13 protein-coding genes are annotated in these 23,555 nt (G+C 66.9%); 6 read left to right on the forward strand and 7 right to left on the reverse strand.

Translation table 11 applies throughout. From position 1 onward, the window contains the following. The first annotated feature begins 45 nt into the window (after nt 1–45). The 3 genes from rplL (at nt 46) to rpoC (ending at nt 9,310) form a co-directional block, all read left to right on the forward strand. Nucleotides 46–426 carry a 50S ribosomal protein L7/L12 gene (gene rplL / locus ACFFJ7_RS06200; RefSeq protein ID WP_166948151.1) on the forward strand — a complete coding sequence of 127 codons (381 nt, stop codon included), beginning with the start codon at nt 46–48 and terminating at the stop codon, nt 424–426. 355 nt (nt 427–781) lie between these two features. Then, complete coding sequence (gene rpoB / locus ACFFJ7_RS06205) at nt 782–4,903, forward strand: DNA-directed RNA polymerase subunit beta (protein ID WP_166948153.1); 4,122 nt, start codon at nt 782–784, stop codon at nt 4,901–4,903. Between the two features lie 180 nt (nt 4,904–5,083). Continuing rightward, nucleotides 5,084–9,310, forward strand: coding sequence for a DNA-directed RNA polymerase subunit beta' (rpoC, locus tag ACFFJ7_RS06210; protein WP_377591199.1), 4,227 nt, complete (start codon nt 5,084–5,086; stop codon nt 9,308–9,310). Between the two features lie 118 nt (nt 9,311–9,428). Here the strand turns inward: rpoC and hrpB are convergent, their stop codons facing one another. Beyond that, entirely contained in the window at nt 9,429–11,927 is a 2,499-nt protein-coding gene (hrpB, locus tag ACFFJ7_RS06215) for an ATP-dependent helicase HrpB (protein WP_377592097.1), read from the reverse strand. A 201-nt stretch (nt 11,928–12,128) separates the two neighbouring features. On the opposite strand from hrpB, the gene olsB reads away from it, so the two are divergent. Then, nucleotides 12,129–13,148, forward strand: coding sequence for a l-ornithine N(alpha)-acyltransferase (gene olsB, locus ACFFJ7_RS06220; protein ID WP_377591201.1), 1,020 nt, complete (start codon nt 12,129–12,131; stop codon nt 13,146–13,148). Nucleotides 13,149–13,182: 34 nt separating this feature from the next. Here olsB and hrcA read toward each other — a convergent pair whose 3' ends face one another. After that, nucleotides 13,183–14,277, reverse strand: coding sequence for a heat-inducible transcriptional repressor HrcA (hrcA, locus tag ACFFJ7_RS06225; RefSeq protein ID WP_166948159.1), 1,095 nt, complete (start codon nt 14,275–14,277; stop codon nt 13,183–13,185). 188 nt (nt 14,278–14,465) lie between these two features. On the opposite strand from hrcA, the gene rph reads away from it, so the two are divergent. Continuing rightward, on the forward strand, nt 14,466–15,179 hold the full coding sequence (gene rph / locus ACFFJ7_RS06230; protein ID WP_377592098.1) for a ribonuclease PH: 714 nt from the start codon (nt 14,466–14,468) through the stop codon (nt 15,177–15,179). Further along, nucleotides 15,179–15,805, forward strand: coding sequence for an RdgB/HAM1 family non-canonical purine NTP pyrophosphatase (gene rdgB, locus ACFFJ7_RS06235; RefSeq protein WP_166948161.1), 627 nt, complete (start codon nt 15,179–15,181; stop codon nt 15,803–15,805). The genes rph and rdgB overlap by 1 nt, the downstream gene beginning before the upstream one ends. Nucleotides 15,806–15,900: 95 nt before the next feature. Here rdgB and recQ read toward each other — a convergent pair whose 3' ends face one another. From recQ to dnaA, 5 genes are all read right to left on the reverse strand, one after another. Continuing rightward, nucleotides 15,901–17,763, reverse strand: coding sequence for a DNA helicase RecQ (gene recQ / locus ACFFJ7_RS06240; RefSeq protein ID WP_166948163.1), 1,863 nt, complete (start codon nt 17,761–17,763; stop codon nt 15,901–15,903). Continuing rightward, a complete protein-coding gene (locus ACFFJ7_RS06245; RefSeq protein ID WP_343042480.1) occupies nt 17,760–18,386 on the reverse strand; it encodes a LysE family translocator in 627 nt (208 codons plus the stop codon). Before ACFFJ7_RS06245 ends, recQ begins: the two co-directional genes overlap by 4 nt. Before the next feature lie 56 nt (nt 18,387–18,442). Next, entirely contained in the window at nt 18,443–19,588 is a 1,146-nt protein-coding gene (gene recF, locus ACFFJ7_RS06250; protein WP_377591205.1) for a DNA replication/repair protein RecF, read from the reverse strand. Next, on the reverse strand, nt 19,581–20,699 hold the full coding sequence (gene dnaN / locus ACFFJ7_RS06255) for a DNA polymerase III subunit beta (RefSeq protein WP_377591207.1): 1,119 nt from the start codon (nt 20,697–20,699) through the stop codon (nt 19,581–19,583). Before dnaN ends, recF begins: the two co-directional genes overlap by 8 nt. Nucleotides 20,700–20,861: 162 nt before the next feature. Further along, complete coding sequence (dnaA, locus tag ACFFJ7_RS06260; protein ID WP_166948909.1) at nt 20,862–22,400, reverse strand: chromosomal replication initiator protein DnaA; 1,539 nt, start codon at nt 22,398–22,400, stop codon at nt 20,862–20,864. Between the last annotated feature and the right edge of the window lie 1,155 nt (nt 22,401–23,555).

The raw sequence follows: 23,555 nt of genomic DNA on the forward strand, positions 1-23,555 counted from the left end.
GGCCGATTACCAACAAACTGACGAACCGATACAGGGATTATTATCATGGCTGATTTGACCAAGCTCGTCGACGAACTGTCGAGCCTTACCGTTCTCGAGGCTGCCGAACTCGCCAAGCTTCTCGAAGAGAAGTGGGGCGTTTCCGCTGCTGCCGCTGTCGCCGTTGCCGCCGCTCCGGCAGGTGGTGGCGCCGCTGCCCCGGCTGCCGAGGAGCAGACCGAATTCACGGTTGTTCTGGCCGCCATCGGCGACAAGAAGATCGAAGTCATCAAGGAAGTCCGCGCCATCACCGGCCTTGGCCTCAAGGAAGCGAAGGACCTCGTCGAGGGCGCTCCCAAGCCTGTCAAGGAAGGCATTCCGAAGGACGAGGCCAACAAGCTCAAGGAGCAGCTTGAGAAGGCCGGCGCCAAGGTCGAACTCAAGTAAGTTCGGATGGATCGGCGGGGCCGGAGTCGCCCGGCCCTGGCGGTGTTTTTTCGGACAGGCTGATCGCATGCTGCTGGACGGATCGAAACTCTGAGCAGGTCTTTGAGCGCGCGCACCGTTAACCTAATCTGAAGAAATTGCGGTTCCGGGAGATTTCTCCCGGGACCGCATCGTCGTCCGAAAACGCCATCGCCGTTCGTGGCGGTCGCCTTTTCGGCCGTTGAGCGGCGGAACCGTTCGCTGACCTTGCCGCGGGATAGCGGCCCGCCTGACCCGGCGGCCCTCCGAGCAACCCTTGCCGGAGTGGCGCCCGAGGACCGCCCGGTCAGGCGTGCGTTGAGGAGCAAGAGTCCACATGGCCCAGACGATCACCAGCCGCAAGCGTGTTCGCAAGTTCTTCGGCAAGATCCGGGAAGTTGCGGAGATGCCGAACCTGATCGAGGTTCAGAAGGCGTCCTATGACCAGTTCCTGCTGATCGATGAGCCGGAAGGCGGACGGCCTGACGAGGGGCTGCAGTCCGTGTTCAAGTCGGTATTCCCGATTTCGGACTTCTCCGGTACTTCGCTTCTGGAATTCGTGAAGTACACGTTCGAGCCGCCGAAGTATGATGTCGACGAGTGCCGGCAGCGCGGCATGACCTTTTCCGCGCCGCTGAAGGTGACGCTGCGTCTCATCGTGTTTGATGTGGACGAGGACACCGGCGCGCGCTCCGTCAAGGACATCAAGGAGCAGGACGTGTACATGGGCGACATGCCGCTCATGACCGACAACGGCACCTTCATCGTCAATGGCACCGAGCGCGTGATCGTGTCTCAGATGCACCGCTCACCGGGCGTCTTCTTCGACCACGACCGCGGCAAGACGCACTCCTCCGGCAAGATCCTGTTCGCCGCGCGCATCATCCCCTATCGCGGTTCGTGGCTCGATATCGAGTTCGACGCGAAGGACATCGTCTACGCGCGTATCGACCGCCGCCGCAAGCTGCCGGTGACGACACTGCTCTATGCCCTGGGCCTCGACTCCGAGGAAATCCTCGACACGTTCTATAACAAGGTGCCCTACACGCGCGACGACCACGGCTGGCGCGTGCCCTTCGACCCCGAGCGCTACAAGGGCTTCAAGGCAAGCGCCGACGTGATCGACGCCGATTCGGGCGAGGTCGTGCTGGAGGCCGGCAAGAAGCTGACGGTGCGCGGCGCGCGCCAGCTCGTGGAAGCCGGCGTCAAGGCGCTGCGGGCGGCGGACGAGGACCTGTTCGGCCAGTATATCGGCGAGGACGTCGTCAACCCGCAGACGGGCGAGATCTATGCCGAGGCTGGCGAGGAAATCACCGAGAAGGTGCTGAAGGAACTCGATGAGGCCGGCGTCTTCGAGATCCCCGTTCTCGACATCAACCACGTCAACATCGGTCCCTATATCCGCAACACGCTGGCGATCGACAAGAACAGCGCGCGCGAATCGGCGCTGTTCGACATCTATCGTGTGATGCGCCCGGGCGAGCCGCCGACGCTGGATACGGCGGAGGCGATGTTCCACTCGCTGTTCTTCGATCCCGAGCGTTACGACCTTTCGGCTGTCGGCCGCGTGAAGATGAACATGCGCCTCGACCTCGACGCGGCGGATACCGTGCGTATCCTGCGCCGCGAAGACATGCTCGCGGTCGTCAAGGCGCTGGTCGGCCTGCGCGACGGCCGTGGCGAGATCGACGACATCGACCATCTCGGCAACCGCCGCGTGCGTTCCGTCGGCGAGCTGATGGAGAACCAGTACCGGCTTGGCCTGCTGCGCATGGAGCGCGCAATCAAGGAGCGCATGTCCTCCGTGGACATCGACACCGTGATGCCGCAGGATCTGATCAACGCCAAGCCGGCGGCGGCGGCCGTGCGCGAGTTCTTCGGCTCGTCGCAGCTCTCGCAGTTCATGGACCAGACGAACCCGCTGTCGGAAGTGACGCACAAGCGGCGCCTCTCCGCGCTTGGCCCGGGCGGCCTGACGCGCGAGCGCGCCGGCTTCGAGGTGCGCGACGTGCACCCCACGCACTACGGCCGCATCTGCCCCATCGAGACACCGGAAGGGCCGAACATCGGCCTGATCAACTCGCTCGCCACCTTCGCGCGCGTCAACAAGTATGGCTTCATCGAGGCGCCGTACCGGCGGGTGCGCGACGGCAAGGTAACGAACGAGGTGAACTACCTCTCGGCGACCGAGGAAATGAAGTATGCCGTGGCGCAGGCCAACGCGGCGATCGACACGGAAGGCCGGCTGACCGAGGACCTCGTCGTCTGCCGCCAGGCCGGCGACGTGGTCGTGGTGCCGCCGGAGCGCGTGGACTATATGGACGTGTCGCCGAAGCAGCTCGTGTCGGTGGCGGCGGCGCTCATCCCGTTCCTTGAGAACGACGACGCCAACCGCGCGCTGATGGGCTCGAACATGCAGCGCCAGGCCGTGCCGCTGGTGAAGGCGGATGCGCCCTTCGTCGGCACGGGCATGGAGGCGGTGGTCGCGCGCGACTCGGGCGCCGCTATCGCGGCGCGGCGCACGGGCATCGTCGACCAGGTGGACGCCACACGTATCGTTATCCGCGCGACGGAAGATCTCGACCCGACCAAGTCGGGCGTCGATATCTACCGGCTGATGAAGTTCCAGCGCTCCAACCAGTCGACCTGCATCAACCAGCGGCCGCTGGTGAAGGTGGGCGACTTCGTGAAGAAGGGCGACATCGTCGCCGACGGTCCCTCGACGGAGCTGGGCGAACTCGCGCTCGGACGCAACGTGCTCGTCGCGTTCATGCCGTGGAACGGCTACAACTATGAGGACTCCATCCTGCTCTCCGAGCGGATCGTGAAGGAAGACGTGTTCACTTCGATCCACATCGAGGAGTTCGAGGTCTCCGCCCGCGACACCAAGCTCGGGCCGGAGGAAATCACGCGCGATATTCCGAACGTCTCGGAAGAAGCGCTGAAGAACCTCGACGAGGCGGGCATCGTCTACATCGGCGCCGAGGTGCAGGCGGGTGACATTCTGGTGGGCAAGATCACGCCCAAGGGCGAAAGCCCGATGACTCCGGAAGAGAAGCTGCTGCGCGCCATCTTCGGCGAGAAGGCCTCTGACGTGCGCGACACGTCGCTGCGCGTGCCGCCGGGAGTGACGGGCACCATCGTCGAGGTGCGCGTGTTCAACCGCCACGGCATCGACAAGGACGAGCGCGCCCAGGCCATCGAGCGCGAGGAGATCGAGCGCCTCGCCAAGGACCGCGACGACGAGCAGGCGATCCTCGACCGCAACGCCTACGCGCGCCTCGCGGACGTGCTGATCGGCCAGACGGCGATCGCCGGCCCCAAGGGCTTCCGCAAGGACACGGAGCTGACACGCCAGGTGCTGGCGGACATCCCGCGTTCGCAGTGGTGGCAGTTTGCCGTCGCCGACGATGCCGTGACGGCGGAGCTGGAGGCGATGCGCAAGCAGTACGACGAATCGAAGAAGCGGCTCGAACAGCGCTTCCTCGACAAGGTCGAGAAGCTGCAGCGCGGCGACGAGCTGCCGCCCGGCGTGATGAAGATGGTCAAGGTCTTCGTCGCGGTGAAGCGCAAGATTCAGCCGGGCGACAAGATGGCCGGCCGCCACGGCAACAAGGGTGTCGTGTCGCGCATCGTGCCCATCGAGGACATGCCGTTCCTGGAGGACGGTACGCACGCCGACATCGTGCTCAACCCGCTCGGCGTGCCGAGCCGCATGAACGTCGGGCAGATTCTCGAAACGCATCTGGGATGGGCCTGCGCCAACCTCGGCCGGCAGATCGGGCAGGCGGTGGATGTCTACCGCCGGGCGCACGACACGGCGCAGCTGAAGCAGGCTCTGAACCAGGTCTATGGCGAGGATGCGGTCTCGGACGAACTGACGCCGGAGGATCTCATCGATCTGGGCGAGAGCCTGCGGCGCGGTGTGCCGATCGCGACGCCGGTGTTCGACGGCGCCAAGGAGAGCGATATCGAGGACATGCTGGAGGAGGCGGGGCTTCACCCGTCCGGCCAGTCCACGCTCTATGACGGACGCACGGGCGAGCCGTTTGACCGCAAGGTGACCGTGGGCATCATCTACATGCTCAAGTTGCACCACCTGGTCGACGACAAGATCCATGCGCGTTCCATCGGCCCGTACTCGCTCGTCACCCAGCAGCCGCTGGGCGGCAAGGCGCAGTTCGGCGGCCAGCGCTTCGGCGAGATGGAGGTGTGGGCGCTCGAAGCCTATGGCGCGGCCTATACCCTGCAGGAGATGCTGACGGTGAAGTCGGACGACGTCGCCGGCCGCACCAAGGTCTACGAGGCCATCGTGCGCGGCGACGACACATTCGAATCCGGCGTGCCGGAGAGCTTCAACGTGCTGGTCAAGGAAATGCGGTCGCTCGGCCTCAACGTGGAGCTGCTGTCGTCCAAGCAGGTACCTGAGGATGACTTCCCCGCGGAGGCGGCCGAATGAGCGGGCGGGGTGCGCGCATCCATACGCGGCATTGAAGATCAAGGCGGCATCCGGCCATAAAACAGCCGGGTGTCGCCGATATATTTCCAGTTTCAAGGCATCGCGCTGCGGGCGGCAGGGCAGGTGCCGGCGGGAGTTCACCCGGAGGCGCGGGACTCACGCAGACTTGAGGAGACGGCGATGAATCAAGAGGTGATGAATCTCTTCAATACTCAGGCTCCCGCACAGACGTTCGATCAGATCAAGATTTCGATCGCGAGCCCTGAGAAAATTCTGTCATGGTCCTACGGTGAAATCAAGAAGCCGGAGACCATCAACTATCGTACGTTCAAGCCGGAACGCGACGGCCTGTTCTGCGCGCGTATCTTCGGCCCGATCAAGGACTACGAATGCTTGTGCGGCAAGTACAAGCGCATGAAGTACAAGGGCGTCATCTGCGAGAAGTGCGGCGTCGAGGTGACGCTTGCGCGCGTACGGCGCGAGCGCATGGGCCACATCGAACTGGCGGCGCCGGTCGCGCACATCTGGTTCCTCAAGTCGCTGCCCTCGCGCATCGGCCTGCTGCTCGACATGACGCTCAAGGATCTTGAGCGCATCCTGTATTTCGAGTCCTACGTGGTGCTGGAGCCCGGCCTCACGCCGCTGAAGATGCTTCAGCTCCTCACGGAGGAAGAGCATCTGCGCGCGCAGGAGGAATATGGCGACGACAGCTTCACCGCGCTGATCGGCGCGGAGGCCATCCGCGAGATCCTGCGCAACCTCGACCTTGAGAAGACCGCGCAGGAAATCAAGGAAGAGATCGCGACCACCACGTCCGAGCTGAAGCCCAAGAAGCTGATGAAGCGCCTCAAGATCATCGAGGCGTTCCAGCAGTCGGGCAACAAGCCGGAATGGATGATCATGACGGTCGTCCCCGTCATTCCCCCGGATTTGCGCCCGCTGGTGCCGCTTGATGGTGGCCGTTTCGCCACGTCCGACCTCAACGATCTGTACCGGCGCGTCATCAACCGCAACAACCGCCTGAAGCGGCTGATCGAGCTGCGCGCACCCGACATCATTATCCGCAACGAGAAGCGCATGCTTCAGGAGGCGGTCGACGCGCTGTTCGACAACGGTCGGCGCGGCCGCGTGATCACGGGCGCCAACAAGCGGCCGCTGAAGTCGCTTGCCGACATGCTGAAGGGCAAGCAGGGCCGCTTCCGCCAGAACCTGCTCGGCAAGCGCGTGGACTATTCCGGCCGCTCGGTGATCGTCGTCGGCCCGGAGATGAAGCTGCACCAGTGCGGCCTGCCGAAGAAGATGGCGCTGGAGCTGTTCAAGCCGTTCATCTACGCGCGGCTCGACGCCAAGGGCCTGTCGGCCACCGTCAAGCAGGCCAAGAAGCTCGTGGAGAAGGAAAAGCCGGAAGTGTGGGATATCCTCGACGAGGTTATCCGCGAGCATCCGGTGATGTTGAACCGCGCGCCGACGCTGCACCGCCTCGGCATCCAGGCCTTCGAGCCGGTGCTGATCGAGGGCAAGGCGATCCAGCTCCACCCGCTCGTCTGCTCGGCGTTCAACGCCGACTTCGACGGTGACCAGATGGCCGTGCACGTGCCGCTGTCGCTTGAAGCGCAGCTTGAGGCGCGTGTGCTGATGATGTCGACGAACAACATCCTGCACCCCGCCAACGGCCAGCCGATCATCGTTCCGTCGCAGGACATGGTTCTGGGGCTCTATTACCTGTCGATTATGGCCGATGGCGAGCCCGGCCAGGGCAAGGCCTATGCGGACCAGAACGAGATCGAGCATGCGCTGAACGCGGGCGTGATCACGTATCACAGCAAGATTCGCTACCGCTGGGTGGGTGTGGACGAGGACGGCGCGCCGGTCTCGAAGATCCACGACACCACGCCCGGGCGCGTGTTCCTGTCGCGCCTGCTGCCGAAGCACCCGAAGATCACCTACGACGTCGTCAACAAGCTGATGACGAAGAAGGAAATCTCCAACATGATCGATGCCGTCTACCGCAACTGCGGTCAGAAGGAATCGGTGATCTTCTGCGACCGCATCATGTCGCTGGGCTTCTACCACGCCTTCAAGGCCGGCATCTCGTTCGGCAAGGACGACATGGTCGTTCCGGAGAACAAGTGGGAGATCGTCGACCAGACGCGCCTGCTGGTGAAGGACTACGAGCAGCAGTACAACGACGGCCTGATCACGCAGGGCGAGAAGTACAACAAGGTCGTCGACGCCTGGGCGAAGTGCTCCGACAAGCTCGCCGGCGAGATGATGGCGCGCATCTCCGCCGTCCGGAAGGACGACAACGGTCGCGACAAGCCGGTGAACTCCATTTACATGATGGCGCACTCCGGCGCGCGCGGCTCGCCTGCGCAGATGAAGCAGCTCGCCGCCATGCGCGGCCTGATGGCCAAGCCCTCGGGCGAGATCATCGAAAGCCCGATCATCTCGAACTTCAAGGAAGGCCTCGACGTTCTCGAATACTTCAACTCGACCCACGGCGCCCGCAAGGGCCTCGCGGATACCGCGTTGAAGACCGCGAACTCGGGTTACCTGACGCGCCGTCTCGTCGACGTGGCGCAGGACGCGGTCATCCGCGAGACGGATTGCGGCACGGATCGCGGTATCTCGATGCGGGCGATCATCGACGCCGGGCAGGTCGTGGCGACGCTCGCCTCGCGCATCCTGGGCCGTACGGCGGCCGAGGATGTCGTCGATGCGGAAGGCAATGTGATCGTGCCGACCGGCATTATGATCGAGGAAAAGGACATCCCGGCGATCAACGCGGCGGGCGTCCAGCAGGTGAAGATCCGCTCGGTGCTGACCTGCGAGTCGCGTAACGGCGTATGCGCCACCTGCTACGGCCGCGATCTGGCGCGCGGCACGCCCGTCAACCATGGCGAGGCGGTGGGCGTCATCGCGGCGCAGTCGATCGGCGAGCCGGGCACCCAGCTCACGATGCGCACGTTCCACATCGGCGGCGCGGCGACCATCGCCGACCAGTCGTTCCTCGAAACCAACTTCGAGGGCGAGGTGAAGCTGCGCAACCGCAACGTGGCGCGCAACTCCGACGGCGATCTCGTGGTCATGGGCCGCAACGTCGGCGTCATCATCCTGGGGCCGGATGGCAAGGAGCGCGCGGTGCACCGCGTGCAGTACGGTGCGCGGCTGAAGGTGGACGACGGCGACCAGATCAAGCGCGGCCAGCGTGTGGCGGAATGGGACCCCTATACCCGTCCGGTGCTGACCGAGATCGATGGCACCATCGGCTTCGAGGACCTGATCGAGAACATGTCGATGTCGGAAACCATCGACGAGGCGACCGGCATCGCCAAGCGCGTGGTGATCGACTGGCGCGGCTCCGCCCGCACGGCCGATCTGCGCCCGGCGATCGTCATTCTCGGTCCGGACGGCAAGGTCGCCAAGCTGCCGCGCGGTGGCGACGCGCGCTACCTGCTGCCGGTGGAGGGCATCATCGCCGTCGATCCGGGCGCGAAGGTGAAGGCCGGCGACGCGCTGGCGCGTATCCCGCTGGAAAGCGCCAAGACGCGCGACATCACCGGCGGTCTGCCGCGCGTGGCGGAACTTTTCGAGGCCCGCCGTCCGAAGGACGCCGCGATCATCGCCGAGAAGTCTGGCACGATCCAGTTCGGGCGCGACTACAAGAACAAGCGCCGGCTGACGCTGGCGCCGCACGACGGCTCGGAGCCGGTGGAGTACCTGATCCCGAAGGGCAAGCACATCCATCTGCAGGATGGCGACGTCATCGAGGTCGGTGACTTCATCGTCGACGGCAACCCCGCGCCGCACGACATCCTCGCCATCAAGGGCGTGGAGGAACTGGCCGCCTATCTCGTCAACGAGATTCAGGAGGTCTACCGTCTGCAGGGCGTGCATATCAACGACAAGCACATCGAGGTGATCGTTCGCCAGATGCTGCAGAAGGTCGATATAACGGACCCGGGCGACTCCGAGTTCCTGCATGGCGAGCAGGTCGACCGCACGGACTTCCGCGACGCCAACGACCGGCTCATCGCGGAGAACAAGCGTCCCGCGCAGGGCACGCCGGTGCTGCTCGGCATCACCAAGGCGAGCCTGCAGACGAAGTCGTTCATTTCGGCGGCATCCTTCCAGGAGACGACGCGCGTGCTGACGGAAGCAGCCGTCAACGGCAAGTCGGACACCCTGGAAGGGCTGAAGGAGAACGTCATCGTCGGCAGCCTGATCCCGGCCGGCACGGGCGCGGTCGCCGCCAAGCTGCGCGAGATCGCGGTGCGGCGCGACGAACTCATCCTCGGCCAGCGTGCGCGCGAAAGCGCGCAGGCGGCGAAGGCCGTGGGGCAGGGGCTGCCGGAACCGCTGGCGTCCACGCCGTCGTTTTCGGAAACATCCCAGCCGGATGTATGATCCGCTGAAACGAGCGAAAAGCAAAACCCGCAGCTTCACGGCTGCGGGTTTTTTCTTGGCTTTCCGGGTACATGACCGGGGAGAGCAATCAGGTGGCTGACACAGGGCTATTTTGACCTCATGTCCCGCGCGGTTTGGCGCGCGTGGTGGCGGTGGCACTGGCAGGGTCCTCGGGCCAGACGTGCCTGGGATAGCGCCCGCGCATCTCGGCGCGCACCGCGGTCCATGAGCCGCGCCAGAAGCCGGGGAGATCGCGCGTGATCTGGATCGGGCGGTGCGCCGGGGACAGCAGTTCGAGCGTGAGCGGCAATCGGCCGTTCGCGATGGCCGGGTGTCCGGCGTGGCCGAACAGTTCCTGCACCCGCACGGCGACGGAAGGGTTATCCCCGCTATAATCCACAGGAATGCGCGATCCCGTCGAGGCGGTGAAGTGGGTCGGAGCGTCGCGTTCGAGCTGCTGCTGCCGATCCCACGGCAGCAGGGCCTTGAGCGCCGCGTCGAGCGTGCCGGTATCGATCTGCGCGAGGCCGGTGAGGCCGACGAGATGGGGCGTGAGCCATGTCTCGACCGTGGCCGCGAGCGCCTCGTCCGAAAGGTCGGGCCAGAAGTCCGCGCCTTCCGCCTTGCGCAGAAAGGCGACGCGCGTGCGCCATTGCGTGAGCGCCTTCGTCCACGGCAGGGCGGCGACGCCGAGCCCCGCGATGCCCCGCGCGAGGATGGTGGCGGCCGCTTCATCGGGCTTCACCGGCAGCGGCTGCCGGTCGAGCACGATGGCGCCGAGCCGGCGCGTGCGACGGCTGCGCAGCGCCTTTGCGCTGGTGTCGAAAGTCGTCTCCGCCGCCTCGACGATCATATCACCGGCAAGCGTCTCCACATCCTCGGGCGTGAGGGGGGCGGCGGAGACGATGCGTGCCGATGCGGCCGAGCCGGTGATTTCAGCGACCGCAAGCCAAGTTTCACGCGCAAGAGGATCGGCGGGATCGAGCGTCGCGCCGCGGCCGTTGGCAAGGACATAGATGCCGTCTCGCGCGCCGTCGCCCGCGCGGGCACGGGCGATGCGGTCCGGAAAGGCGAGCGCGAGCAGGGGGCCGGGGTCCGGGGCGCGCGTCGCGTCGGCGGCGGGGCCTGCCCAGTTGCGCGCCAGCCTGCGCATGTCGCCGGCGCGCGGCGAGCGGTCGCGGCGGAACTGGCCGACGCGCTCCGTGATGTCGACGGCGTTGCCGCCCAACCCCCGCTCCACCAGCACGGCGGCGATCTCGGCGGCTTCGGCGCCACGACCGCCGCGACGCGCCTCGACCACCATGCGGGCGAGGCGTGGCGGCAGCGGCAGTGCCTGCAGCGCCCGGCCGGTATCGGTGAGGCGATGGCGGGCATCGAGTGCGCCGATGCCTTGCAGGAGCTTGCGCGCCTCGATCACGGCGGCGGCCGGCGGCGGATCGAGAAAGGGGAGGCGGGCCGGATCGTCGATACCCCAGGCGGCGCAGTCGAGCAGCAGGGGCGCGAGGTCGGCGGAGAGGATTTCGGGCGTAGAAAAGGGCGCCAGCGCGCCGGTGGCGGCTTCCTCCCACAGGCGGATGCACACGCCCGGCTCCGTGCGCCCGGCGCGGCCCCGGCGCTGGTCCGCGGCGGCGCGCGAGGCGCGCACCGTTTCAAGGCGCGTGATACCGATGTCGGGCTCGAAACGCGGTACGCGAGCAAGACCCGAATCGATCACCACGCGCACGCCATCGATGGTGAGCGAGGTTTCGGCGATGGAGGTGGCGAGCACCACCTTGCGCCGCCCGGCGGGGCTCGGCCGGATGGCGAGGTTCTGCGCGGCGCGGTCGAGCTGGCCGTAGAGGGGGGCGATATCCACAGCCTGTCCACCGGCGGACGCCTGGCTGAACCGCTCCTCCAGCAGCGCCTCCGTGCGGCGGATCTCGCCCTGCCCGGGCAGGAAAACGAGGATGGAGCCGGGCTCCGACGCGAGCGCCGTGCGCACGGCGGCGGCCACCTCCTCCTCCAGCCGGCGGGCGGGATCGCGGCCGCGATAGCGCGTCTCGACCGGGAAGGCGCGGCCTTCGGATTCGATGACGGGAGCTGGAGCGCCCGGCGCGCCGAGCAGGCCGGCGACGCGCGCGCCATCAAGGGTGGCGGACATGACGAGGATGCGCAAGTCCTCGCGCAGGCCCGCCTGCGCGTCGAGTGCGAGGGCGAGTGCGAAATCGGCGTCGAGCGAGCGCTCGTGAAACTCGTCGAAGATGACGACGGCTATGCCGGCGAGTTCCGGATCGTCGAGGATCATGCGGGCGAAAACGCCTTCCGTCACGACCTCGATGCGCGTGCGCGCGCTCACTTTCGAACCGAGACGCACGCGCAGGCCCACGGTCTCGCCGACCGGCTCCGACAGGGTTTCCGCCATGCGCGCGGCGGCGCCCTGGGCGGCGAGGCGGCGGGGCTCCAGCATGACGATCCTGCGCCCGCCGACCCAGGGCTCGCCGAGCAGGGCGAGCGGCACGCGCGTCGTCTTGCCCGCGCCGGGCGGGGCGACGAGCACAGCGTTGCGGCCGCGCGCCAACGTCCCGCGCAGGGGCGCGAGCACTTCGTCGATGGGCAGGGCAGGCGGGGTGTCGGTCATGCGGCTGGCTTGCGTGATTCGTTCCGGTGACATCTTGCGCATCTCCCGCCCGTACGTCACCATTGTCATCGAACTGTTGAAAGCCTATGCTCTGCTTGCGGGATGATAAGGCGGGCGAATCCGTAAGGCCCTGAAGCCAAAGAGCAAGGTGCGCGCGGTGCGCCCGGGTTCGTCACGCGAGGGGCGGGGGTGGGAATTTATATGGGTGCCAGGAATCATACGGGTGCCAAGAGTGCGGCCGGCGCCAGAATTTTCGGGGAGGATGCGTTCATCGGGGCGCGGGGCGGGCGGATGCCTGCATTCCTGCAGCCCAAGGTCTGGGGCAACCCCAAGGCGTGGAACTGGGTGCAGAACGGCAAGTTCGGCGGCGGCTTCAAGTTCGGCCTGCCGCTCGACACCGGCGGCCTCGACCCCGTTCTCGGCCGCATCGGCTCCCTCGAAGTGCGGCTCGCGACCACCAAGCGCGATATTCGCCGGGCGCAGCGCCTGCGCTACCGCGTGTTCTACAACGAGATGTCGGCGGTGCCCAACGCCGCCTGCATGCTCGCGCAGCGCGACATGGACGAATACGACGCCATCTGCGACCATCTGCTGGTGCTCGATCACGACGCGCCGCGCAAGCCGTTCCGCCCCAACAAGCCGAAGGTGGTGGGCACCTACCGGCTGCTGCGGCAGGAGGTGGCGGATCGCTCCTTCGGCTTCTACACGGCCGGCGAATTCGACGTGCAGCCGGTGATCGACGCCAACCCGCAACTGCGCTTTCTGGAACTCGGCCGCTCCTGCGTGCTCAAGCCCTACCGCAACAAGCGCACCGTCGAACTGCTCTGGCATGGCATCTGGACCTATGTGCTGCATCACCGCATCGACGTGATGTTCGGCTGCGCGAGCCTTGAGGGCACCGACCCCGCGAAGATGGCGCTGCCGCTGAGCTTCCTGCATCACTATGCCCGCGCGCCCGAGGAATGGAACGTGAAGGCCCTGCCGGACCGTTTCGTGCGCATGGACCTGATGAGCAAGGAGGGCATCGATGCCCGCGCCGCGCTGCACAGCCTGCCGCCGCTGATCAAGGGCTATCTGCGTCTTGGCGGCACCGTGGGCGAGGGCGCGGTGATCGATCGGCAGTTCGGCACCACGGACGTGCTGGTGATGCTGCCGGTGAAGGCGATCAACCCGCGGTACATCGGTCACTTCGGCGCCACCGCCGACCGGCACGCCGCCTGATCCCCGGGCTATTCGATCCCGCTCCGCCCGTGCTTCAGCGCTTGCGTTCCAGAATGCGCGAGACGACGCGGGCGGTGTAGTCCACCATGGGCACGATGCGCGAATAGTTGAGCCGCGTCGGGCCGATGACGCCGACGACCCCGAGGATCGTCTGGCGCGAGTCGCGGAAGGGCGCGGCGATCATCGACGAGCCGGACAGCGAGAACAGCTTGTTTTCCGAGCCGATGAAGATGCGCACGCCCTCGCCGCCCTCGGCGCGCGACAGCAGGTCGATGACGTCCTTCTGCGTCTCCAGATCGGCGAACAGCAGGCGGATGCGCTCGACGTCCTCCGCCGCCTTGAGATCGTCGAGAAGGTTCGCCTGTCCGCGCACGATGAGCTGGCGCCCGTCCGAGGGGCCGACGCTGACGGCGAGGCCCGCGTCGATGAGGCCGGTGACGAGCGCGTCGAGTTCCTGCTCCATACTGGCGCGGCGCTGCTCAACCTGCGCGCGCAGCTCCGCCAGGGTGAGGCCGCGCAAATGCGCGTTGAGGTAGTTGCCGGCCTCGATCAGGGCACTCGACGGCAGGCCGGGCGGCAGGTCGAGCAGGCGGTTCTCGACTGCGCCGTCCTCGCCCACCAGCACCACGAGCGCCTTCGCGGCATCGAGGCGAACGAATTCGATGTGCTTCAGCGGCGGGTTCTGCTTGCCGGTGACGACGACGCCCGCGCCGCGCGTGAGGCCCGACAGCATCACGGTGGCCTCCGACAGCAGGCTGTCGAGCGAGGTGCCCGTGGCCGCCGCGGCCACCTGCGATTCGATGCGGCTGGTCTCTTCCGAATCGAGGTCGCCGATTTCCAGCATTGCATCGACGAAGAAGCGCAGGCCGCGCTCGGTTGGCATGCGCCCGGCGCTGATGTGGGGTGCGTAAAGCAGGCCCGCCAGCTCAAGGTCCGCCATCACGTTGCGCACGGAGGCGGGCGAGAGCGGCATGGAGAGAAGGCGCGCGAGATTGCGCGAGCCGACGGGCTCGCCCGTGGCGAGATAACCCTCTACCACATGGCGGAAAACCTCGCGCGACCGCTCGTCAAGGTCCGCAAAGAGGCGCGCGCTGTCCGCAGTCGGGACGGTTCGATACGGCATGGTCATCAGAAAACAGTCATCACGGTATGGTTTTTGGCTCCTGACTTGCCTCTCCCTGATTAGGGCAACAGGGGGGGCTGCTTCAAGAGGGGGAGCAGGCAGGCCTTGCGGAATCGGCTTGTCGGCGGCGCGCGAGATGCTACAAGCCGCGCAGGACGATCATTATTCCAGGGACAAGTTCGGTGAATACCTCCATCCGCCCCTCAGGGCGCGCTCCGGAAGAGCTGCGCAAGGTAACCCTCGAACGCGCCGTGGCGCGTTACGCGGAAGGCTCCTGCCTGGTGAAATTCGGCGAGACGCACGTGCTGTGCACGGCCTCGCTGGAAGACAGGCCGCCGCCGTGGCTGCGCGGACAGGGCCGCGGCTGGGTGACAGCGGAATACGCCATGCTGCCGCGCGCCACGCTGGAGCGCACGCGCCGCGAGGTGACATCCGGCAAACCCTCCGGCCGCACGCAGGAAATCCAGCGCCTCATCGGGCGCAGCCTGCGCGCGGTCGTGGACCTGCATGCGATCGGCGAACGGCAGATCGTGGTCGACTGCGACGTGCTGCAGGCGGACGGCGGCACGCGCACCGCCGCCATCACCGGCGCGTGGGTCGCGCTGCACGATTGCCTGCAATGGATGCAGGCGCGCTCCATGCTGTCTGCCAAGGCGCTGAAGGACCACGTCGCCGCTGTCTCCTGCGGCATCTACAGAGGCACGCCGGTGCTCGACCTCGATTACGCCGAGGACTCGGCGGCCGAGACCGATGCCAATTTTGTGCTGACCGGCACGGGCGGCATCGTCGAGGTGCAGGGCACGGCGGAGGGCGCTCCCTTCAGCGAGGAGGAGCTGCTGCGCCTGCTGGCACTGGCAAGGGCCGGGACGGAAAAGCTCGTCAGCCTGCAGAAACTGGCGGTATCGTGATGGTGCGCAAGCTGGAAGGGCGGCTCGTCGTCGCCTCGCACAACCCGGGCAAGTTGCGCGAGATGCGTGAGCTGCTCGCGCCCTATCACATCGAGGCCGTGTCGGCGGGTGAACTCCACCTGCCGGAGCCGGACGAGACCGGAACCACCTTCGCCGAGAACGCGGCGCTGAAGGCGCATGCTGCGGCGACGGCCACCGGCCTGCCCGCCTTTGCCGACGATTCCGGCCTGTGCGTCGAGGCGCTCGACGGTGCGCCGGGTATCTTTTCCGCCCGCTGGGCCGGCCCCGACAAGGACTTCCCCGCCGCTATCGCTCGCATCGAGCGGGAACTCGAACGGCGCGGCGCGCTGGACGACGCCGGGCGCCGGGCGCATTTCGTTTCCGCGCTCGTGGTGGCATGGCCGGACGGGCACGAGGAACTGTTCGAAGGCCGCGTATTCGGCAAGCTGGTGTTTCCCGCGCGTGGCGACAGGGGTTTCGGCTACGATCCGATCTTCCAGCCGGAAGGGTACGACATCACTTTCGGCGAGATGTCGTCGGAGCAGAAGCACGGCTGGTCGCATCCGCAAGGATTGTCTCACCGCGCCCGGGCGTTCCGCCGTCTCGCGGCGGCGCTGCTGGGCTGATACCTGAGCCCCACTCATCGGGAGATGGTCAAGCCCATGCGGGGCCTGGCAAGGCACGCACGTGAGTGGCCGCAGAACGGGAGCGCCGGTATCAGTCAGCGGTTCTCGCGCAGGAAGGCGGCGATGGCGTCCGCGAAGGTCTGGCCGTAGCGTTCCAGCTTGTGCTCGCCCACGCCCTGCACCATGCGCATGGCATACAGGTCGGTTGGTTTGAGGCGGGCCATGTCGACCAGGGTGCGGTCGGGGAAAACCATGTAGGCGGCGGCGTTCTCGGCCTTCGCGAGTTCGAGGCGCAGGCTGCGCAGATGCTGGAACAGGGCGTTTTCCGCCTCCGTGAGCAGGGACGCCGCCTCCCCTGTGCGCGGGCTGTCGCGCCTGCGACGCGGTTCCTCCGCGACGGCGCGCAGCGTCAGCTTCTCGCGGCCGAACAGGATGTCCTCGCCCTTCTGTGTCAGACGGTAGCCCGAATAGGCTTCGCCCGTCTCGCCGACGGCGCCGGTGGCGAACAACTGCCGGATGATGGTGAGCCACGTCCGCTTGCCCTTGTCCGCGCCAACGCCGAATGTCTTGAGCTTGTCGTGGCCAAGGCGGGACACCGCCTCGTTCTCCGTGCCGGTGAGGATGTCGGCGATATGCGCCGCGCCGAAGCGCTGGCCGGTGCGGGCGATGGCGGACAGCACCTTCTGCGCATCGATGGTGGCGTCGTAGAGGCTGACGCCACCCCGGCAAAGGTCGCAGCCGCCGCAGGGCTCGCTCGCCTCACCGAAATAGGCGAGCAGCGCCTGCCGCCGGCAGGTCGCGGTTTCGCACAGCTCGATCATGGCATTGAGCCTGCGGTGCTCGATGCGGCGGCGCTCGTCGTCGATGTCCTTCTCGTCGATCTGCCGCCTGCGCAGCGCCATGTCGGAGGCGCCGTAGAGCGTGAGCGTCCACGCCGGCAGGCCGTCGCGCCCGGCGCGGCCGATCTCCTGATAGTAGCCCTCGATGCTGCCGGGCATGTCGGCATGGGCGACGAAGCGCACGTCCGGCTTGTTGATGCCCATGCCGAAGGCGACCGTGGCCACCATGACGATGTCGTTTTCCTGCAGGAAGCGGTCCTGCCGCTCGCCGCGCAGCGCCTGATCGAGCCCGGCATGGTAGGCGAGCGCGCGCACGCCCTTTTGCGACAGGCTTTCCGCGATTTCTTCCGTGCGCTTGCGGGCCGAGGTGTAGATAATGCCGCTCGCCCCCTTGTGCGAGAGGACGAATTCCGCAAGCTGGCTCGCGGGACGCTCCTTCGCCGCGAAACGCAGATCGAGGTTGGGCCGGTCGAAGCTGTGCACGACGACGCGCGGCTCCTCCGGAAAAAGCTGCTGAACGATGTCGGCGCGGGTGGTGCGGTCGGCGGTGGCGGTGAGCGCGATGGTCTGCGGTGAGCCCAGTTGCTCGCGCACCTGCCGCAGATTGCGGTAATCGGGGCGGAAATCGTGGCCCCATTGCGATACGCAATGCGCCTCATCGATGGCGAGGCGGCGAATGCCGATGTCGCGCAGGGCTGACAGCATGTTGTCGCCCGCGAGTTTCTCGGGTGAGACGAACAGAAGCTTCAGCTCGCCGCGGCGCATCATCCGCCACGCCTCGCGATTCCCGTCGTCGGTGTTGGCGGAATTGATGGTGGCCGCCGGCACGCCGAGGGCCGTGAGCTGCCCGACCTGGTCGCGCATCAGCGCGACCAGCGGCGAGACGACCAAGGTCATGCCGCCATCGTCCGTCATGGCGGGCAACTGGTAGCACATCGATTTGCCGCTGCCGGTCGGCATCACCGCGAAGACGTTCTCGCCGTTGAGCACGGCGGCGATCACCTCGTCCTGCCCCGGGCGGAAATCGTCGTAGCCGAACACCGACTTCAGCACAGCCCGCGCACGCTGCGCGAGTGCGGGGCTGACCGGCTGAACCTGTGCTGCGCCGGCCTGTGTCATGAGCGGGTGGCGACCGCGACCGCCGTGCCCACCATCACCGTCCCGGTGGCGCGGTTGATGAAGGCGAGCGCCCGCGGGCTGGAGAAAAGGCGGCGCGCGCGGGCGGCGGCGAGGACGTAGGCCGAGAAGATCACCGCCAGCACGGCGAAGGTGACTGCCGCAAGCTCCGCGAAGGTCACGGGTGTGACGGCGTCGAGCGGGATGAAGCCCGGCAGCAGCGCCAGATAGAACATCATCGCCTTCGGGTTCGACAGGCCGACCATCAGGCCGCCGAGGAAGGCAGCGGGCCCGCCCTCGCCCACCTCCAGCGGTGCGGAGGCGATAGACGTCGCCGGTGCCGTCCAGAAATGCCACGCCAGCCAGAGCAGATAGGCGGCGCCGAGGTATTTGATGACGATGAACACGCCCTGGAAGGTCTGCGCCAGCACGGCGAGGCCGGAAACGGCGACCGTCAGCCAGAGGACATCGCTGATGATGATGCCGAGCAGGAAGGGCGCGAGCCCCCGCGTGCCGCGTGCCAGCACCCGCGCCACGATGGCGGCGACGGCCGGCCCCGGCACGGCGGCGGCAATGGCGAGCGCGCTGGCGAATATCGCGAGCGCGGTGATGTCGATGCCATGCACGGGAGGCTCCTGACAGCGAAAAGAATACGCGGCGCGAATCCGCCCGCGCCGGGAAATCATGCGTTGAAATGGATAGCCTGTCCGGGCGTGACGAGGCAAGTGACGGCCGAGGCGGGCAGGTCCGCGAACAGCGCAGGGTCGGCGCCGGTCATGAAGATCTGGCTCCCGAGCCGCTCCAGCGCCGCGAACAGCGCCGCACGTCGGCGCGGATCGAGATGGGCGGCGACCTCGTCGAGCAGGACGAGCGGCGCGATGCCGCTCATGTCCGCGACGAGGCGCGCATGCGCAAGCACGAGGCCGATCAGCAGCGCCTTCTGCTCGCCCGTGGAGCACAGGGCGGCGGCCATGTCCTTCGCCGCATGGCGGATGGCGAGGTCGCTGGTCTGCGGGCCGGCGAGCGCGCGGCCGGCGGCGCGATCGCGCGCGCGGCCCTCGCGCAGCCCGCGGCGGAAACGGTCCTCCACCTCCACGGCGGGCAGCGCGCCGAGTTCGTCCTCCAGTGTGCCGGCGAGGGCGATCCGCGCGGAGGGAAACGGCGAGGCGCTGTCGTGGCCGGCGTCGATCAACGCCTGCAGCCGCGCCACCGTTTCAAGGCGCGCGGCAGCCACGGCGACGCCGAGTTCCGCGACCTCGTGCTCGATGGAATCGAGCCAGCGGGCATTCGTGGGCGCCTCGTCGAGGATGCGGTTGCGCGACGACAGCGCCCGTTCGTAGGCGCTGGTGCGTGTGCCGTGAGCGGCATCGATGGCGAGCACCAGACGGTCGAGAAACCGGCGTCGGTCGCCGGCCGGGCCGAGGAACAACCCGTCGAGCGCCGGCGTCAGCCAGACGATGCGCAGATATTCGGCAAATGCCGCGGGAGAGGGGACGGGCGCGCCGTCGATCCGGCATTTGCGGCCCGTCGCGGACGGCTCCAGCCCCGTGCCGAGCCGCGCGCCGCCGGTTGCCCGATCGAGCGTAACGGATACGGCAAAGCCACCGCTGCCGCCCTTGCGCGCCATGTCCGCGAACGGCGCACGGCGCAGGCCGCGCCCCGGCGTGAACAGCGACAGCGCTTCGAGCAGGTTGGTCTTGCCGGCGCCGTTTTCGCCCACGAGCGCCACGATCCGCGCATCGGTATCGAGGTCGAGCGCCGCGTAGCTGCGAAAATCCGCGAACGAAAGCCGCGTCACCCGGCGCGGCGCGGGCAGTGAGTCAGACACGCATCGGCATCAGGACATAGAGCGCGGCCGCGCCCTCGCGGTCCTGGATGAGGGTCGGCGATCCCGGGTCGGCGAGCAGCAGCACGGCGGTGTCGCCATCGAGCTGGGCGGCGATGTCGAGCAGATAGCGGGCGTTGAAACCGATATCGAGCGGCGCCGAATCGTACTCCACCTCAAGCTCTTCCGTCGCGCTGCCGGAATCCGGATTGGTGACGGAAAGCGTCATGCGGCCTTCGGTCAGCGAGAGCTTGACGGCGCGCCCGCGTTCCGACGAGATGGTGGACACGCGGTCGACGGCGGTGGCGAACTCGGCACGGTCGACCACGAGGCGCTTGTCGTTGCCCTGCGGAATGACGCGCTGGTAGTCCGGGAAGGTGCCGTCGATCAGCTTCGACGTCAGCACCACGGTGCCGGCGGTGAGGCGGATTTTGTTCGCGGACAGTTCGACCTGCGCCTCGCCATCGATGCCGTCGAGCAGTTTGTGGATTTCGGTCACCGCCTTGCGCGGCACGATCACGCCGGGGATGTCCTGCGCGCCGGAGGGCGAATCCATTTCGACGCGCGCGAGGCGGTGGCCATCGGTCGCCACGGCGCGCAGCTTGACGGTGCCGTCGTTCTCGAAGGCGTGGAAGTAGATGCCGTTCAGGTAATAGCGCGTCTCCTCGGTGGAGATCGCGAACTGGGTCTTGTCGATCAGCTTCTTGAATTCGGCCGCCTGCACGGTGAACGTGTGCGGCAGCTCGCCGGCGGCGAGGTCCGGGAAATCGCTTTCGGGCAGCGCCTGCAGCGTGAAGCGCGAACGCCCGGCCCGGATGACGACCTGCGCGCCGTCCTGCGCCGATTCGAGCGATATCTGCGCGCCGTCCGGCAGTTTGCGGATGATGTCATAGATAACGTAGGCCGGCACGGTGGTCGCGCCTTCGAGCGCGACGTCGGCGGGAAGCGTTTCCGTCACCTCCAGATCGAGGTCGGTGGCGCGCAGCCGCAGCGTCCCGCCCTCGGCCCGCAGGAGCACGTTGGACAGGATCGGGATCGTATTGCGCCGTTCCACGACCCGGTGGACATGGCCGAGCGATTTCAGGAGCGCGGCCCGCTCGACGGTAACCTTCATCGACACTTCCATTCAACTGCAACGCCACACACGCCCCGCCCGGCATGATCCGACAGGCAGGGACGGCACAATGGCGTTTAACGCGCTGAAGCGCAAGAGGGGAGCCGCCCTGACACGCACTTTCCCCGCCACCCTGGGGAAAGCCGGGACAGCGGGCAGGGGTCATTCCTGCAGCATGCGCTTGAGCAGCTCGATTTCCTCGCGCAGCGCCGCGTCGTCGCCGACCATCTTCTCGATCTTGCGCACCGCGTGCAGCACCGTGGTATGGTCGCGCCCGCCGAAACGCCGGCCGATCTCCGGCAGCGAGCGCAGGGTGAGGATCTTCGACAGATACATCGCGATCTGGCGCGGCTTCACCACCGCCGCCGTGCGCCGCTCGGAGAGGATATCGGCGCGCGAGACGTTGTAACGGCTGGCGACCAGCTTCTGGATGTCCTCGATCTTGACCCGGCGCGGTTCGCGCGTGCGGATGAGATCGCGGATCGCGGCCTCCGCCGTCTCCAGCGTCAGCGGGGTGCCGGTCAGCGTGGTGTGCGCCAGCAGCCGGTTGACCGCGCCGTCGAGATCGCGCCCGTTGGTGGCGATGACGCGCGCCACGTAGGCGACGACGGTGTCCGGCACCTGGAAGGTGGGGTTGACGGCGCGCACCGCCTCGATGCGGGCGGCGAGGATGCGCCCGCGCAGGTCCTCGTCGAGCGCGTTGACCTCCACGACGAGCCCGCCGGCGAGCCGCGAGCATACCCGCTCGTCGAGCGCGTCGAGGTCGGACGGCGGGCGGTCGGCGGCCACGACGATCTGGCGGCCGGCGTCGATCAGCGAATTGATGGTGTGGCCGAATTCCTGCTGGATCGACTTGCCCTGCAGGAACTGCACGTCATCGATGATGAGCAGGTCGATGCCGCGGAGCTTCTCCTTGAAGGCGAGCGCGGTCTGCGACTTCAGCGCGGCGACGAAGCCATACATGAAGCGGTCGGCCGTGAGATAGATGATCTTCTTGCCCTGGATGCGCGCCTCGTGCGCCACCGCCTGCAGCAGGTGCGTCTTGCCGAGCCCCACCCCGGCGTGGAGGTAGAGCGGATTATAGAGTGCGGGGCCCGTGGCGTGGCGGGCGACGCGCTCGGCCGCCGCATGGGCGAGCGCATTCGAGTTGCCGATGATGAAGCTCGTGAAGGTCAGGCGGCTGTCGAGCGGGTTGCCACCGAAGTCGCTCACCGTGGCCGCCTCCTGCGCCGTGAATGTCGCGGCGGGCGCCGCTGCTGCCCGGCTTGCCACCGGCTGCGCGGCAGCACCCTGCGAGGCGGTCAACGCGGTGGCGGCCGGGCGCAGCGCCTCGACGGCACGCGGCTGGGCCGCCGTATGGACGCTGCCCTCGCGGCCGACGGAATCGCGCACGGCGAAGGAAACGCGGGCAACGCCCGGATACTCCGCCTTGAACAGCGTGAGCACGCGGTCGGCGTAGTGAGACTCGATCCAGCTCTTCAGGAAGCGGGTGGGGACGGTCAGATGAGCGGTCTGCCGGCTGACGGATTCGAGTTCAAGGCGCCCGAACCAGCTCGCGAAGACATCCTCGCCAAGCTCCGCGCGCAGGCGGCGCTTGACGCGGGGCCACGCGGCCTCCGGCGTGTCGGTGTCGCGGGGAGGGGTGTCGTCCGCGTTGTCGTCGTCGGAACCGCCGTTCCCGGAACGTGACAATGCATCCATGGCGCGAAAGGACGACGCGCTCTCGCCGTCCTGAAGGCCACGGGCGTATTTCGCATTGTCATCCGTTTTGTACATTGTCTGGCCGCTCCGCCTTGAAAACGGAGCCTGACGCATCGCATCACGCTCCGGTTGCCTCATCCCGCATGCCCTCGCCAGCCGGAACCGCCGCCCTGAACGGCGGCCTGCCCTGACCGGAGGCACAGTTTATTGTCGCCGCACCAGCCGACGCCAAGCGCCGGGCCGATGCCCCTCCATATATTCCCGAACGGGACGCCGCCGCCTTGCGGCAACCGACGCCCCTGAATACGCTCCTGCCGGCACACCGGGTCAACAGCCGGCATTGCGGTTACCCGCCCACCGGACGTTCATGCCGACGCCTGCGCCGCCATCTGCCCGCCTGACCATCCGAGAACGGGGACGGTCATGCGACTATGTCAATCATCTTACATCCAGGCGTCATCCGTCTGGAAAATATGTTCCACCAGCCGGCTCAGAAGAACCTTCTGTCGAAAACCTGCAGTCCATGGTGAGATCAGATGAAATGCAGAACCGGTGGCGTATCAGATATTAGTAAGTGCAAGTATAGATATATTCTCAAAAAATAATAACTACCTCGCAAACACAACTACGCACACTCGGCATACAAAACGCTGCTCGTAAGCTGTCCGGCAGGAGTATTGCCGGTGCCTTCGGTCGAGCGCGTCTTGACTGCAAAAAGCCCCCCGAACGAGGGGACTTCCCGGCCGCTGCCCTTCAGTTTGGAACGGGCAGAAGATTTCCCGAAGACATCCAGACCTTACTTCATCCGGCAGGGGGCGCGCAACTGCTCAAAAGGCTTGCGCCAGCCCGAAGAGCCCGAACGGGCGATTCGCAAGGGGAGCCGCGGCCCTGACCGGGGTCACAACGCCTTGTCGGAGCGGCGGGATTTTCCGTTGGATGTTTTTTGCCGGCGTACTCACATTTGCGCATTCAGGCTCTCCGTGACGCTCGTTTTCCCGCGGGTTCCGAAGCAGATTCGCGGGCGGTCGAGACCTTTGCCCCCTAACAGTTTGTTTTGCCGATGGATTATTTGCGCGGTCCCGCAGGCCACCGTCAGGTTCTGTTCTCGTTGCAATGAAGGGCTTGTCAAGGTGTTTCTCGCAACGCCGATGGCCG

Source organism: Pseudochelatococcus lubricantis (assembly GCF_042432495.1).
GTDB lineage: Bacteria > Pseudomonadota > Alphaproteobacteria > Rhizobiales > Beijerinckiaceae > Pseudochelatococcus > Pseudochelatococcus lubricantis.

Excerpts from the sequence above, each read along its gene's own strand:
- rplL (WP_166948151.1), top strand. The coding sequence starts at position 46 with ATGGCTGATTTGACCAAGCTCGTCGACGAACTGTCGAGCCTTACCGTT.
- rpoB (WP_166948153.1), top strand. The coding sequence starts at position 782 with ATGGCCCAGACGATCACCAGCCGCAAGCGTGTTCGCAAGTTCTTCGGC.
- rpoC (WP_377591199.1), top strand. The coding sequence starts at position 5,084 with ATGAATCAAGAGGTGATGAATCTCTTCAATACTCAGGCTCCCGCACAG.
- hrpB (WP_377592097.1), bottom strand. The coding sequence starts at position 11,927 with ATGACCGACACCCCGCCTGCCCTGCCCATCGACGAAGTGCTCGCGCCC.
- olsB (WP_377591201.1), top strand. The coding sequence starts at position 12,129 with ATGGGTGCCAGGAATCATACGGGTGCCAAGAGTGCGGCCGGCGCCAGA.
- hrcA (WP_166948159.1), bottom strand. The coding sequence starts at position 14,277 with ATGACCATGCCGTATCGAACCGTCCCGACTGCGGACAGCGCGCGCCTC.
- rdgB (WP_166948161.1), top strand. The coding sequence starts at position 15,179 with ATGGTGCGCAAGCTGGAAGGGCGGCTCGTCGTCGCCTCGCACAACCCG.
- recQ (WP_166948163.1), bottom strand. The coding sequence starts at position 17,763 with ATGACACAGGCCGGCGCAGCACAGGTTCAGCCGGTCAGCCCCGCACTC.
- dnaN (WP_377591207.1), bottom strand. The coding sequence starts at position 20,699 with ATGAAGGTTACCGTCGAGCGGGCCGCGCTCCTGAAATCGCTCGGCCAT.
- dnaA (WP_166948909.1), bottom strand. The coding sequence starts at position 22,400 with ATGGATGCATTGTCACGTTCCGGGAACGGCGGTTCCGACGACGACAAC.